The organism is Methylobacterium sp. WL19 (genome assembly GCF_008040005.1).
Classification (GTDB): domain Bacteria; phylum Pseudomonadota; class Alphaproteobacteria; order Rhizobiales; family Beijerinckiaceae; genus Methylobacterium; species Methylobacterium bullatum.
This window is the reverse complement of sequence record NZ_VRVC01000031.1, coordinates 13,055-25,667: the sequence shown is the minus strand read 5'-3', so window position 1 is coordinate 25,667 and position 12,613 is coordinate 13,055. Positions and strand designations below refer to the sequence as shown.

The 12,613-nt window shown below is 65.9% G+C and carries 15 protein-coding genes; 11 read left to right on the top strand and 4 right to left on the bottom strand.

Features of this window, described 5'->3' with window-relative positions:
* The first annotated feature begins 203 nt into the window (after positions 1 to 203).
* Positions 204 to 1,109: a GlxA family transcriptional regulator gene (locus FV220_RS08685; protein ID WP_238253984.1), complete on the top strand. Its 906-nt coding sequence runs from the start codon at positions 204 to 206 to the stop codon at positions 1,107 to 1,109.
* A 62-nt stretch (positions 1,110 to 1,171) separates the two neighbouring features.
* Here FV220_RS08685 and FV220_RS26040 read toward each other — a convergent pair whose 3' ends face one another.
* Together FV220_RS26040 and FV220_RS08675 are read right to left on the bottom strand one after the other, a co-directional pair.
* A complete protein-coding gene (locus FV220_RS26040) occupies positions 1,172 to 1,501 on the bottom strand; it encodes a hypothetical protein (protein WP_238253983.1) in 330 nt (109 codons plus the stop codon).
* A 425-nt stretch (positions 1,502 to 1,926) separates the two neighbouring features.
* Positions 1,927 to 2,619 carry an HAD family hydrolase gene (locus tag FV220_RS08675; RefSeq protein WP_147830759.1) on the bottom strand — a complete coding sequence of 231 codons (693 nt, stop codon included), beginning with the start codon at positions 2,617 to 2,619 and terminating at the stop codon, positions 1,927 to 1,929.
* 179 nt (positions 2,620 to 2,798) lie between these two features.
* Here FV220_RS08675 and FV220_RS08670 point away from each other — a divergent pair, with 179 nt between their 5' ends.
* From FV220_RS08670 to mepA, 6 genes are all read left to right on the top strand, one after another.
* Positions 2,799 to 3,119, top strand: a complete 321-nt coding sequence (locus FV220_RS08670) for a PetM family of cytochrome b6f complex subunit 7 (protein WP_147830757.1) — start codon at positions 2,799 to 2,801, stop codon at positions 3,117 to 3,119.
* Between the two features lie 99 nt (positions 3,120 to 3,218).
* Positions 3,219 to 3,878: a peptide-methionine (S)-S-oxide reductase MsrA gene (gene msrA, locus FV220_RS08665; RefSeq protein WP_056141223.1), complete on the top strand. Its 660-nt coding sequence runs from the start codon at positions 3,219 to 3,221 to the stop codon at positions 3,876 to 3,878.
* 85 nt (positions 3,879 to 3,963) lie between these two features.
* Positions 3,964 to 4,467 carry a TIGR00645 family protein gene (locus FV220_RS08660; protein ID WP_056141226.1) on the top strand — a complete coding sequence of 168 codons (504 nt, stop codon included), beginning with the start codon at positions 3,964 to 3,966 and terminating at the stop codon, positions 4,465 to 4,467.
* A gap of 10 nt (positions 4,468 to 4,477) precedes the next feature.
* Positions 4,478 to 4,792: a DUF2293 domain-containing protein gene (locus tag FV220_RS08655; RefSeq protein ID WP_147830755.1), complete on the top strand. Its 315-nt coding sequence runs from the start codon at positions 4,478 to 4,480 to the stop codon at positions 4,790 to 4,792.
* Between the two features lie 109 nt (positions 4,793 to 4,901).
* Complete coding sequence (locus tag FV220_RS08650; protein WP_238253980.1) at positions 4,902 to 5,435, top strand: hypothetical protein; 534 nt, start codon at positions 4,902 to 4,904, stop codon at positions 5,433 to 5,435.
* 46 nt (positions 5,436 to 5,481) lie between these two features.
* Positions 5,482 to 6,411: a penicillin-insensitive murein endopeptidase gene (gene mepA / locus FV220_RS08645; protein WP_018045601.1), complete on the top strand. Its 930-nt coding sequence runs from the start codon at positions 5,482 to 5,484 to the stop codon at positions 6,409 to 6,411.
* A gap of 122 nt (positions 6,412 to 6,533) precedes the next feature.
* Here mepA and FV220_RS08640 read toward each other — a convergent pair whose 3' ends face one another.
* Complete coding sequence (locus FV220_RS08640) at positions 6,534 to 6,770, bottom strand: hypothetical protein (RefSeq protein ID WP_187273362.1); 237 nt, start codon at positions 6,768 to 6,770, stop codon at positions 6,534 to 6,536.
* 103 nt (positions 6,771 to 6,873) lie between these two features.
* Positions 6,874 to 7,770: an AraC family transcriptional regulator gene (locus FV220_RS08635; protein WP_147830753.1), complete on the bottom strand. Its 897-nt coding sequence runs from the start codon at positions 7,768 to 7,770 to the stop codon at positions 6,874 to 6,876.
* Between the two features lie 799 nt (positions 7,771 to 8,569).
* On the opposite strand from FV220_RS08635, the gene FV220_RS08630 reads away from it, so the two are divergent.
* The 4 genes from FV220_RS08630 to FV220_RS08615 all read left to right on the top strand — a co-directional run bounded on the left by FV220_RS08630 (position 8,570) and on the right by FV220_RS08615 (position 12,569).
* Positions 8,570 to 8,773, top strand: coding sequence for a hypothetical protein (locus FV220_RS08630; protein WP_018045604.1), 204 nt, complete (start codon positions 8,570 to 8,572; stop codon positions 8,771 to 8,773).
* Positions 8,774 to 8,842: 69 nt separating this feature from the next.
* Entirely contained in the window at positions 8,843 to 9,046 is a 204-nt protein-coding gene (locus FV220_RS08625) for a hypothetical protein (protein ID WP_018045605.1), read from the top strand.
* 129 nt (positions 9,047 to 9,175) lie between these two features.
* Positions 9,176 to 10,453, top strand: a complete 1,278-nt coding sequence (locus FV220_RS08620) for an HlyD family efflux transporter periplasmic adaptor subunit (protein ID WP_147830751.1) — start codon at positions 9,176 to 9,178, stop codon at positions 10,451 to 10,453.
* Between the two features lie 4 nt (positions 10,454 to 10,457).
* The gene (locus tag FV220_RS08615) at positions 10,458 to 12,569 is read left to right on the top strand and encodes a peptidase domain-containing ABC transporter (RefSeq protein ID WP_147830749.1); all 2,112 of its coding nucleotides are present in this window, start codon (positions 10,458 to 10,460) and stop codon (positions 12,567 to 12,569) included.
* Positions 12,570 to 12,613 lie beyond the last annotated feature (44 nt).

The window sequence follows — 12,613 nt, the reverse complement described above, 5'->3', positions numbered from 1 at the left end:
CTGAATGCGGCGTGTGAGCCTCATCGGTAGCTGATCGCCGGCCAGCGCCCCTTGCATTTTGCGACGTCATTCGGACAATTCGCGCAGAAATGAGCATCCGCCCCCCAGCTCCCACTCCTTCACGCTTGGATCGGAACACCGCCGCGCCGGAAAAGCCGAAGCCGCTGACCGTCGGCTTCATCCTGCTGCCCGGCTTTCCGCTCATGTCCTATGCGGCCGCGGTCGAGCCCATGCGGGCGGCCAACACTCTCTTGGACAGCGAAGTCTACCGCTGGTGGCATGCGGCACCGGGGGGAGACGCCGTACAGGCTTCGAACGGAATCGCGATCCTGCCGGATGTCGATGTCGGAGACACCAAACTCGACGCCGATCGGGTCTTCGTCTGTGCGGGCGGAAATCCTGCTGCCTTCGACGACCCGGCCCTGACCGCCTGGCTTCGCCATCTCGCCCGGCGTGGGATCACGCTCGGCGGTATTTCCGGAGGGCCTTACCTGCTCGCCCGCGCGGGTCTGCTGACGGGGCGCCGTTGCACGCTCCACTGGGAGCATGTTCCCGCCTTCGAGGAACGCTACCCGGATATCGAGGTCGTGCGCTCCCTGTTCGAGATCCAGGACGATCGGATCACCTGCTCGGGCGGCATCGCCGCTCTCGACCTGATGCTCAACCTGATCGAGCGCGACCACGGTCCGGGCCTCGCCAACGGCGTCAGCGACTGGTTCCTACACAACCAGATCCGGGAGGGCCTGAGCCCGCAGAGGATGGACCTGCGCCTGCGGATCGGGGTGCGGGATCCGCGCCTGCTCCGGGTCCTCGCCGCAATGGAAACCAATCTGGAAACGCCGCTTTCGCGGCAGGGCCTGGCCGAACTCGCCCGCGTGTCGATCCGCCAACTCGAGCTGCTCTTCAGAAACCGGATCGGTATCAGTCTTCACCAGCATTATCTCGCCCTGCGGCTCGACCGGGCCCATCAGCTCCGCCGCGAGAGCGCGCTGAGTTCGGCCGATATCGCCATGGCGACGGGATTTGCCAATGCGGCCGAACTCGCCCGAGCCGAGCGCCGGCGACGCCTCAGGGCCACGCGTCCGTCGAGCACCGTCGTCGAAGCGTAAACGGCCTGTCCCCGCAGTGGGCGTCCCTACCGGAACGTCCACTGTCGAAGGCTCACGAACGCTCAGCGCCCGTACGCCGTCCGATGAAGGTCGAGATCCGCCTCGGGACGCACGAGATCGAGCCGGGTTGGGACGGCGTGCCGGCGCGGCGCACGACGGGCCGCGAAACGGTCCCGCGCCGCCTTTGCCGCCTGCTCGACGCTGCGGAAGACGAGCCCGTCGAGGGGGTCGAAATCGCGTTCCGACGAGAAGAACCGCACGCCGCCCCGTTCGGGCACGGCGATTCCGGCCGTCACTTCGCCGATTTCGATCACCCGCGGCGGCGGGGCGGCATGAAGGCGGTTGCGGGCACGGGCCTGGAGATGATCCGCCCGGGCATCAGGCGTGTGCAATCGATTCAACGCCCGACGAGCGTCGTCCTGCTGGAGATGGGGCATGGTGTCGTGAACTCCTGACGCGGCCCGAGGGCCATCTGCTGAAAGCGGCTCGATCTGACGGGTCGGTCAGCATCGACAGCCGGAGCAGGCATGCAGAAGAGCTTGGAAGGAGGTTCGATCAATCACGGCAAGTCATCCTTTCGATGAAGGACCACGAGGCGCGAGCGCTCCGCAGTGCTTTAGCGTTTGATGACGCGGCGCAAGCTACACACTTCAAATCACCGCGGCGGATCGGCCAATACGGACCACAACCGCACCTATAGAATGATAGCAGTCCTCCGCTTCGTCAACGGATGCATCTTCCGAATGCATGCGCCCTCATGGCATGAATGACGCGCAGATCAACGGAGCGCAGGCGGTTTCTTCGGGACGAGCCGAGGTCAGACGGATGCGGCGGCGCGCCCGATCAGGCCGGCAAGGTCGCGATGATGCGCATAGACCCGTTCGGCCCCGGCCGCGATCAGGTCCGCCCCCGTGGGATCGTGCTCCCAATGGCCCCCGCCGATGAAGCCGAGGACGCGCATTCCGGCGGCGCGCGCCGCCGTGACGCCGGGCACGCTGTCCTCGACAACGAGGCAGTGGCCGGGGGCGAATCCCATCTCGGCGGCGGCCAGGAGGAAGAGATCGGGCGCCGGCTTGCCGCGGGAGACCATGGTCGCCGAGAAGATGCGGCCCTCGAACAGGGGCAGCAGACCGGTGAGGCCGAGTGAATGGGCAAGCCGCGCCGGATCGCTGCTCGATGCAACGCAGCTCGGAAGCTCCAGCGCCCGCACCGCCAGGGCGATTCCCTCCATGGCGCGCAGGTCGCGGTCGAAGGCACGAAGGGTTTCGGCCTTCACCGCCTCGACGAAGCCGTCGGGTGCGGCGATCCCGTAATCGCGCTCGATATGTCCCATGATCGACGTCATCGACGTGCCGGCGAAGCGCTCCCTCACCGTATCCACATCGATGGCGACGCCGATCCGGTTGAGCCCCGCCGTCAGTGTCCCGAGGCTCAGCGGCTCGCTGTCGACCAGCACGCCGTCGCAATCGAAGATCACCAGTCCGGTGGAAGTTTCGGGTTCGGTCGGCAAGGCGATGGTCCGCTGGAAATGGCTGGGACGGGCTGTGCCACGGAGCCGTCACGGCGCGCAATGGCGGCCGATGCACGCTCGCTGCCGGGACGGCGTGTGCCTCGGAGACCTTGCGCCTCGCGACGGCGCCCCCTAATCCCGCAGGGCCGGCACGGGAGCCGGCGTGTGTGCAAGCCGCGATGCTCCGCTTCCTAAGCCGCCTCCTCGGATATGTCGTCCTCGCGGCGGGCTTCGTCGGCCTCGTCTACGATGGCGCGCGCTCGATCGCCAATAACGGCGTCCGCTTCACCAGCCTGAGCGACCTTCTGATGACGCTGTTCAAGGAGCGCGGGAGTGCGCTCCAGGGCTCGGTGGAGAGCGTGGCCCCATGGCTGTGGCAGGCCCTCGTCCTGCCGCTCACTCTGGCCCCCGCCTGCCTCCTCGGACTCGGTCTCGGGGCCTTCCTGCTCTGGCTCGGCCAGCCGCCCCGAGAGCCGATCGGCTTTCTCAGCCGGCCCTGACGCCTCGACCGTAAGGCATGGCCGTTTCGACACGGGGCATTCAGGAAGAGGGTCCGGCACCCCATATAGGGAACATCCCGCCCTCTCACGGAGGCCCCGATGCTCCAGTTCTTCCGCAAACGTCCCGAAATGCCGAGCGCCGCCGACGCGCTGCCCGGCCGGTCGACACCGATCCCCACCACCGAGACCCATTTCGTCAACGGCCATCCGCTGAAGGGCCCCTATCCGGAGGGAAGCGAGCAGATCGTCCTCGGGCTCGGCTGCTTCTGGGGCACCGAGCGCAAGTTCTGGCAATTGCCGGACGGAATCGTCGTGACGGCGGTGGGCTATGCCGGCGGCTTCACGCCCAACCCGACCTACGAAGAGGTCTGCTCGGGCATGACCGGGCATAACGAGGTGGTTCTCGTCGTCTACGATCCGGCCGTGCGCCCCCTGGAGGCGGTACTCAAGACGTTCTTCGAGAACCATGACCCGACCCAGGGCATGCGCCAGGGCAACGATGTCGGCACGCAGTACCGTTCGGGCATCTACACGGCGAACGAGGCGCAGGCCGAGACCGCCCGACGCGTACGGGAGGCCTACGGGGAAGCTTTGAAGGCACGCGGGTTCGGCGAGATCACCACGGAGATCGTCCCCCTCGATACGTTCTACTTCGCCGAGGGTTACCATCAGCAATATCTCGCCAAGAACCCTGCGGGTTATTGCGGTGTCGGTGGCACCGGCGTGACCTGTCCGATCGGTACCGGCGTCGCCGCCTGAGGCGCCTCGCCCGCCGAGCTCACCGCTTGTCGAGCTTTGCCGCACATGCCAAACCCCGCCCGGTCGGGCGGGGGATTCGAGACGGATGATCGAACAGGTTTTCGAACGCGTACTCTTCGCGTGCCGCTGGCTACTGGCGCCGTTCTACGCGGCGCTCGGCATCGGCATCGTCGTGCTTCTGGTCAAGCTGTTTCAGGAACTCGCTCATTTCGTCCTGCACATGTGGAGCGCCACCGAGTCGCAGATCATTCTCGGCGTGCTGACCCTGGTGGATCTGTCCTTCACCGCGTCGCTGCTCATCATCGTGATGTTCTCGGGCTACGAGAACTTCGTCTCGAAGATCGATCATACGGACCACAAGGACTGGCCCGAATGGATGGGGACGATCGACTTCACCGGGCTGAAGCTGAAGCTGATGTCGTCGATCGTCGCCATTTCGGCGATCTCGCTGCTGAAAGCCTTCATGGACATCAAGGCGACGCCGGACCGCGAATTGTACTGGCTCGTCGGTCTCCACATGGTCTTCGTCGTGTCCGGAATCCTCATGGCCCTCACGGATCGGATCGCCGCCGGCCACCACGACAAGTAAAGACGCCGCGATGACCCGCGCGGACGCCGTCGGCGAAGCGCTTCGTATCCTCGCTCCGCGCCTGCCCGCTTTCGAGACGGATTCCGTCCTCTCCCGGGCGCTGACAAGTCCGGGGCTGCGGAATGCGAGCCCCGAGAACGCGGCTTGGCTCGCCCTCGTCGCCTTTGCCCGCCACGTCTTCACCGAATACGATTCCTATCTCGACGAAGGCTACGACCGCGACAGTGCCCGCCATTTCGTCCTCGACGAGCTCAACGAGACGTTGCGCGGCTGGGGCGTACGCCAAACCGTGTCCGAGGACGTCGAGCAACCGGACGACGAGTGATCACCGGGTCCGCACTGCCCCCCCAAAGCGGACAACCGTGGGAAACCTTTCCGGTCACGGCACCGTTCTCACCGTCGAGGGGCCCGCGACCGTTCATAGGACAGTGGCCATGCGCAGAATGCTCCCGATCATCGCCGGCCTGGTGCTCGCATCCGGCGCGGGTCTCGACGCCGATAGGGCGTCGGCGCAACAGGTCGCCGATCCGGCCGCCTGCACCTCGTTCGACTGGCCGCTCCTGCGTGAGCAGGCCTGGTTCGAAGCTCCTTCTCTCCCCCGGCTCGATTCCGGCGCGACCCTCTCTGCAGAGATGCCGGGCGCCGTCCTGGCACTCAAGCCGATCGCCGAGGCCGATCTCCCCTTCGTGCCCTCGCGGGAACCGAATCCCGGCACATTCGGCGGCAGCTTGCGAATACCGCCCGTCGTTATGCCCGGCCTGTATCAGGTGACCCTGTCGGACAATGCCTGGATCGACGTGAGCCAGGACGGCACGACGACGCGCAAACCCGTGGCGAGCACGATGCGGCCCGGATGTCCGGGCGTTTCGAAGAGCGTCCGGTTCCAGTTCGGCACCACGCCCATTCTCATCGTCGTCAGCGGCGCGAAATCGGACGCGATCAAGATCTCGGTCTCGCCAGCGGAATAGCCGAGAGCTCTCGACGGCCCGACGGCCGATGGACTAGGTTGGCGCCATGCACCTGACCTTACGCTCGTTCCGCCTCGCGGCCCTCGCCTTCCTCGCCTGCGGAGGGGCCGCACAGGCCCAGGACAGGGGCAGTGTGAACCCCAAGCCCCTACCGCCACTGGACAATCCCGACGCGCCCTCGACACCGGCCAAAGCCCTCTTCGGGCGGGCAACGACGCCGGCTCCCGGTCCTGCAAGACCCTATGGGTCCTATGCCAAGGGATGCTTCTCCGGCGGCGAGGCGCTGGCCCAGGACGGACAGAACTGGCAGGTGATGCGCCTCTCACGCAACCGGATGTGGGGCACGCCGAATCTCGTGGATTTCATCGAGCGACTGGCGGCCAAGGCGCCCAGCGTCGGTTGGAACGGCCTTCTCGTCGGCGACATGTCCCAGCCTCGCGGCGGACCGATGCTCACCGGCCACGCCTCCCACCAGCTCGGCCTCGACGCGGATATCTGGCTGACACCGATGCCAAACCATCGCATGACACGCGCGGAGCGCGAGGAGACCTCGGCCACCAACGTGGTGCGCACGGACCGCCTCGACATCGATCCGCAGGTCTGGACACCGGAACATCTCAAGCTGATCCGCCTCACGGCACAGCAGCCAGAAGTCGCGCGCCTCTTCGTCAACCCGGCGATCAAGAAGGCCCTGTGTCGGGGAGCGGGTGGCGACCGCTCCTGGCTCAACAAGGTTCGCCCGATGTACGGGCACAATTACCACTACCATATTCGCCTCTCTTGCCCGGCCGGCGACGATCAGTGCGGGGACCAGGCCCCGCCGCCCCCCGGCGACGGCTGTGGCGAGGAACTCGCCTATTGGTTCAGCGACGCGGTGCTGAACCCGCCGAAATCGACGAAGCCGGTGAGGCCCAAGCCGCCGATGACCATGGCGGCCCTTCCCGCCGCCTGCCGGGTGGTGCTGAAGGCCCGGTGAGCGCTACGGTTCTGCGGGCCAGGAGCATGGACCGATGTACCGCGACGCAGTGCTGACGGGCGGGGATCCGGAACGGCAGGCCGGATAGGCCATGCGGTCCTGCATTGCGACCGCACCATCCCTTATCGGAGTCCCACAATCGAACGGACTGGTTCCACTGTGGTCGTCGGCAGGACAATATCGGGTGGTCCCGAAGCGATCGGCCGGGCTTCGTCCAGGGCATGGACAACATCCGTTCCGTTCAGATTCGTCAGCCGGCGCGCGGTCAGCATGAGCGTGCGCGTGCCGGACAGGGCCGCCATCTCCGCCGCATCGGTTTCGCCGTCGCGGGAACTCGTCGCCTCGTCGATAACGATCACATCCGGTAATGACGGCCTGGGGGTCGGAGGCATTCAAGAGCGATGCTGATCGCCCCGACCGCTGAAGAATCGGGGGCACAGCCGGAACTCCTCGCGGGGGGACTTAACCGTTCGATGGGCCGAGGGGCCGAGTCTCGCGCGCGCGGCGCAGGAAGGCGCGTGGCGGCTGTCCCGTGAGACGGCGGAAGGTCTTCGACATCTGGCTCGCATCGTTGAACCCCGCCAGGGGAACGATCTCGCTCAGGCTCAACGTCCCGCTGGCAATCAGGTCCTGCGCCCGGTTCACCCGCTCCCGCAGGATGAACTGATAGGGTGTCACGCCGAAGGATGTCTTGAAGGCGCGAACGAGATGGCCGACGCTGGTGCCGACGGCGTCCGCCAAATGTTGCAGGCTCAGCGGTTCAGCGAGGCGGGCGAGGATCAGTTCGCGAAGGGTCGCGGCCTGTGGCGACGTCAGCGTGGGGCCGGTGCGACGGGGCATCGTTTCACCGCCTGAGAACAACTGCAGCAGCGTCGCCGATACGCTTTCCACCAACAATGGCCCGGTGGAGCATCCCGTCTCCAGGTCGGCCGACACGGCTTGCAGCAGATGGCTCACCGCGATCTGCGAGCGCGACGGAACGAACTGGGTCCGGATCTGTGTCTTGGTGAGGGAGGCGTCGGTGATGCGCTCGACGGCCTCCGGGGCCACTCTCAGTGTCAGCGTACGGAACGGCCCGGTCCAACTCTCGACCACGGCAGCCCCCGGCTCGAGGACGATGATGTTGTCCTCCGAGAAATCGTAAGTCTGGCCCGACCAGAGAAAGCGCTGACTCGGCGGCGCCAGCGACAGGGCGAAGTGGACGCCTTGCTGGACGATGGACACCGTCCCCTGGCTGCCGAGCATGATGTCGCTGAAGCCGATGCCGGACCACCCGAGGCCGGTGCTGGTCTGGAGCACAGCCTCGATCTCACCGTCGAGTTCGATCGTGCAACCGCATTCGCTCTGATCAATCCGCATTCACGCGATCATGATGCATGCGAAAACTCCCATTGGCAGCCCGTCTCCCAGACGGTCGCAAGAAACGCGTCTCGAAAGGCCCCGTCCTCGAGCGCCCAGTTTGGGCATTCGATCGGCGATGAGCCGCTTTGACGAACAACCGCCACCGCAAGCCGTTCGATCTGCACTTTCGTGCAAAGCGATGCAGCACGCAAGGGTGAGATCCAATGAACCTGCATCCAACGCGACGAAGCCTATTGTGAAATGTCTTGCCTTTGTCGCTCAGCCTAGCCCGCTGACGGTGACTGCCACGGCCTCCTCGGGCAATGCGACTGCCCTTTGTCAAATCTATAATAAGACTTACCGCCCTCGGACCGCCTCGCTCCGGGGGCCGCAGATCATTGTTGTCGCCTAATCCGATAGGAGGGGAAGCAAATTCCAAACAGTCAAGCCTCACTTTGCCGATTGATTTACCTGCGACAAATTGTCAAATAATTCAAAAAACATGATGTTTATCAGTGTTTTGATTAGGAAAATACAGAATTCTAAGCCTTGCCTCATCCTCAGCAAGAATCGCCAAATTCCAGCAAACTTGGTGAGGAAAATCAGACCTTCGCCGACCGTAGCCGAAGAAACAGCCACGCCGTCATCAATCGACAACAAAGCTCACCAAGGGGCGACCTCGGGCAAGAAGGTCGAAATTGAGGGTTGATGGACGATTCTGAGCGTGTAGTCTGGATAACAGAAAGCAAGACCGAATGCTTTCAAACATAGACTAGAGAAAAAGATCGACGTACCGAATACACTCTGGAGAGAATGAATGTCTAAGACGAATGACACCATCCGCACCCTCGATGCATCCGAGCTCGATGCGGTCGGCGGCGGCCTCTCCCTGGGTCTCGACCTCGACCTTTCGAGTGAACTCGGTGCCGTTTCGGGCACGATCGACCAAGTCGGCGGTTTGGTCGGCGGTCTCGTCGGTGGCCTGCTCGGCGCCGTTGGTGGCCTCCTGGGCGGCAAGTAGCCCGGCCCGCCAACCCGATTTCTCGGCGTGGCGCGAAGCGAACGCGCCGCCTAATCTTGGAGATGTGACATGACCCAGAACCTGGACACCATCCGCGAACTCGACGCCACCGAACTCGACGCCGTCGGCGGCGGCCTGTCCCTCGGCCTGGACCTCGACCTGTCCAGCGAACTCGGCGCCGTTTCCGGCGTGGTCGGTCAGGTGGGTGGCTTGGTGAGCGGCCTCGTCGGCGGTCTTCTCGGCGCGGTCGGCGGCCTCCTCGGCGGCCACTGAGCACTTATCCGCATCAATCCTGATCGGTGAATAAGCGTGGCGGGCCAGTAGGCCCGCCGCGCTTCTCGTGCATAAGACGCCTCAACATCGAACTACGCCGCCATTGGGCTAGGAGGACCGCCGAACCCGATGACGTCGCCGCTTTTTCGCGCAGAGGTCGCCCGAGCGCGCCAGGATTCCTGGTTGGGCGAAGCCCAGATCGTGCAGCCGCTCTCAATCCGGCTGATGACCGCGATCACGATCCTGATCACCATCGCGGCAATCCTGTACGTGGTCTTCGGCACCTACACCCGCCGTATCCACGCCTTCGGCATGCTCACACCGGATGTGGGTCTCATCACCGTGGCGAGCCCGGTGGCCGGACGCGTCAGCGCCTCGGGGGTGAAGGAGGGGGACCGGGTCGTGCAGGGCCAGCTTCTCTACACGCTCGACCTCGACGCCGTCTCAGCCAACGGCCCGACCCAGCAGCGCATCATCGATCAGCTGGCCCGGCAGAAGGAGACGATCGAGGCGCAATCTCGGTTGCGGTCGGCCATGGCGGCCACCGAGAAGCGCTCGCTCGCCGAGCAGATCGACAACCTCCAATCCCAGTCGCGGCAATTGGAGGAGCAGGTCCAGTTGCAGGAGAAGCTGGTGCCGCCGCTGAAAGAGCGGGTCGATGTCCTCGCCAAGGCGGTGAGCGACGGATTTGCCCGCTCGGCCGACCTCCAGAACCAGAATTACCTCTACCTGCAGGCGAGTTCCCAGCTTGCCCAGTTCCGCAATTCGCGCCTGCAGCTCATGGGCAAGGTCGGCGAGTTGCAGGCGACGCTCGCCACCTTCGACGACAAGCTCGCCCGCGACCTCGCCGAGATGGACCGCACCGCCGCCCAGTTGGAGCAGCAGCGGGCCGAGAGCGAGGCCCGCCGGGCCATCGAGGTGCGGGCGCCGGAGAAGGGCATTCTCACCTCCATCCGGGTCCAGGCCGGCCAGGGCGTGGCGGCGGGTGCCACGCTGCTCACCCTGCTGCCGAGCGAGGGTAGGCTGCAGGCGAACCTGTTCGTGGAATCCTCCGCCATCGGCTTCATCGATACGGGGGAGGCGGTGATGCTGCGCTACGCGGCCTTCCCCTTCCAACGCTTCGGCCTCTATCGCGGCACCGTCTCGGAGGTGACCCGCGCGCCCCTGGAGGCCGCCGACCTGCCGGAAGCCGCCGGCGCCAAGGCGAAGAACGGCGACGGCATCTACCGCATCATCGTGCGGCCGGACGAGAACAGCGTGATCGCCTATGGCGAGAGCCGCCGTCTGGAAGCCGGGATGAGGGTCGAGGCCGACATCGCCCTGGAGAAGCGCCCCCTCTACCGATGGCTTCTCGACCCGCTCTACCGGGTCAAGCGCAGCGTCGATCTCGTGACCCGCGGCGGATGAAAGCGTGAGCCTGCTCAGCACCCTTCAGTTCGGCTTCGGCCGGCGCGTGCCCGTCCTGCTTCAGGCGGAGGCCGCCGAATGCGGCATGGCCTGCCTCGGCATGGTGCTGGGGTATCACGGCCGCCATGTCGATCTCGGCGCCCTGCGCCGCCGCCACGCCCTGTCGCTCAAGGGCATGACCCTGCGCAACCTCATCGATCTGGCGGGTTCGATGGGCCTCGCCACCCGGGCCTTGCGGGCGGAACTGAAGGACCTGCCCAAGCTCAAGACGCCCTGCATCCTGCATTGGGGGCTCAACCACTTCGTCGTGCTCACCGCCGTGAGCGGCAGGGGGATCGTCATCCACGATCCCGCCCGGGGGCGGCGCAAGCTCACCTTCGCGGAGGCGTCGCGGGAGTTCACGGGCGTCGCCCTGGAAGCGAGCCCGACCACCAGCTTCGTGCGCGAGAAGCGGCAGCGCGGACTGGCGCTGGGCGACCTGTTCCGGACGATCGGCGGCATCCGCCCTGCGCTCGCCCAGATCCTGGCCCTGTCCCTCGGCATCGAGCTCGTCGCGATCCTGATGCCGATCGCTTCGCAGATCGTCATCGACGAGGTCATCGTCAACGCCGATCTCGACCTGTTGCTGGTGGTGGCGGTGGGGCTCGCCCTTCTGCTCGTCGTCCAGCTCGTCCTCTCGGTGGCGCGGACCTGGGCGATCATGCTCACCGGGACCAAGCTGAACTACCAATGGTCGGGGAGCTTGTTCGACCACCTCTCGCGCCTGCCACTGGACTATTTCGAGAAGCGGCACGTCGGCGACGTGATCTCGCGCTTCGGCTCCCTGGCGACGATCCAGAAGGGGCTCACCACCGATCTCGTCCAAGCCGTGCTCGACGGGATCATGTCCATCGGCATGCTCGCCATGCTGGTGGTCTATGGCGGCTGGCTATCCTTCGTCGTCGTCGCCTCGACGGCGCTCGCCGCAGCGCTGCGGATCGCCGCCTACGCCTCCTACCGCGAGGGCACCGAGGAGGCGATCGTCGCCGAGGCGCGCCAGCAGAGCCACTTCATCGAGACCGTGCGCGGCATGGCGAGCGTGAAGCTCCTCGATCTGCGCGAGCGCCGCCGCGGCACCTGGATGAACCACTTCGTCACCTCGCTGAATGCGCGGCTGCGGCTCCAGCGCCTCGACCTCGTCTTCGGCCGGGCCAATGAGCTGCTGTTCGGCGTCGACAGGCTGCTCCTGCTCGTGCTCGGCGCGCGGGCGGTCATCGACCAGTCGATGACGCTCGGCATGCTGGTGGCCTTCCTCGCCTATCGCGACCAGTTCTCGCAGCGGATCGGCAACCTGATCCAGTCGGGCTTCCAGCTGCGCATGCTCAACGTCCAGACCGATCGGCTGTCGGACATCGTCATGAGCGAGCCCGAGGAGGGTTCCGGCTCCACCCTGGAACCGGCCGCCCCGGCGCTGATCCGGGCGGCGGAGGGTACGGGGAGTGTCGCCGTGAAGGAGCTCGCCCTGCGCTACGGCGCGGACGAGCCCTGGATCTTCCGCGACCTCAGCCTCGACGTGCCGGCGGGGACGAGCTTCGCCATCACCGGCCCCTCGGGCTCGGGAAAGACCTCGCTGATGAAGATCATGATGGGCCTGCTGCCGGCGAGCGAGGGGCGCGTCCTCGTCGAAGGGCAAGAGATCCGCACCCTCGGGGCGGCCAGCTATCGCCGCCGGATCGCGGGCGTGATGCAGAATGACGGCCTCTTCGCCGGCTCCATCGCCGAGAACATCGCCAGTTTCGACGAGCGGCCGGATGCCGGCTGGATCGAGGAATGCGCCGCGCGCGCCGCGATTCTCGCCGACATCAAGCGCACCCCGATGGGGTTCGAGACCCTCGTGGGCGATATGGGTTCGACGCTCTCGGGCGGCCAGAAGCAGCGGGTCATCCTTGCCCGCGCCCTCTACCGCAAACCGGAGATCCTGTTCCTCGACGAGGCGACGAGCCATCTCGACGAAGCGACGGAAGCGGTCATCGCCGAGGCTTTGCGCGATCTGCGCATGACCCGAATCATCGTCGCCCACCGCCCGGCCACCATTGCCGGAGCGGACCACGTCTTCACCCTGATCCCCTCCACATGAGGCCCCGTCGGGACGGGGGTCTTCGCGCCCGCCCGTCGAGGGGC

Bases quoted from the DNA above. Each gene is read 5' to 3' on its own strand.
- FV220_RS08650 (WP_238253980.1), top strand. From the start codon at position 4,902: ATGCGCAGAATGCTCCCGATCATCGCCGGCCTGGTGCTCGCATCCGGC.
- mepA (WP_018045601.1), top strand. From the start codon at position 5,482: ATGCACCTGACCTTACGCTCGTTCCGCCTCGCGGCCCTCGCCTTCCTC.
- FV220_RS08655 (WP_147830755.1), top strand. From the start codon at position 4,478: ATGACCCGCGCGGACGCCGTCGGCGAAGCGCTTCGTATCCTCGCTCCG.
- FV220_RS08620 (WP_147830751.1), top strand. From the start codon at position 9,176: ATGACGTCGCCGCTTTTTCGCGCAGAGGTCGCCCGAGCGCGCCAGGAT.
- FV220_RS08685 (WP_238253984.1), top strand. From the start codon at position 204: ATGTCCTATGCGGCCGCGGTCGAGCCCATGCGGGCGGCCAACACTCTC.
- FV220_RS08670 (WP_147830757.1), top strand. From the start codon at position 2,799: ATGCTCCGCTTCCTAAGCCGCCTCCTCGGATATGTCGTCCTCGCGGCG.
- msrA (WP_056141223.1), top strand. From the start codon at position 3,219: ATGCTCCAGTTCTTCCGCAAACGTCCCGAAATGCCGAGCGCCGCCGAC.
- FV220_RS08625 (WP_018045605.1), top strand. From the start codon at position 8,843: ATGACCCAGAACCTGGACACCATCCGCGAACTCGACGCCACCGAACTC.
- FV220_RS08635 (WP_147830753.1), bottom strand. From the start codon at position 7,770: ATGCGGATTGATCAGAGCGAATGCGGTTGCACGATCGAACTCGACGGT.
- FV220_RS08660 (WP_056141226.1), top strand. From the start codon at position 3,964: ATGATCGAACAGGTTTTCGAACGCGTACTCTTCGCGTGCCGCTGGCTA.
- FV220_RS08630 (WP_018045604.1), top strand. From the start codon at position 8,570: ATGTCTAAGACGAATGACACCATCCGCACCCTCGATGCATCCGAGCTC.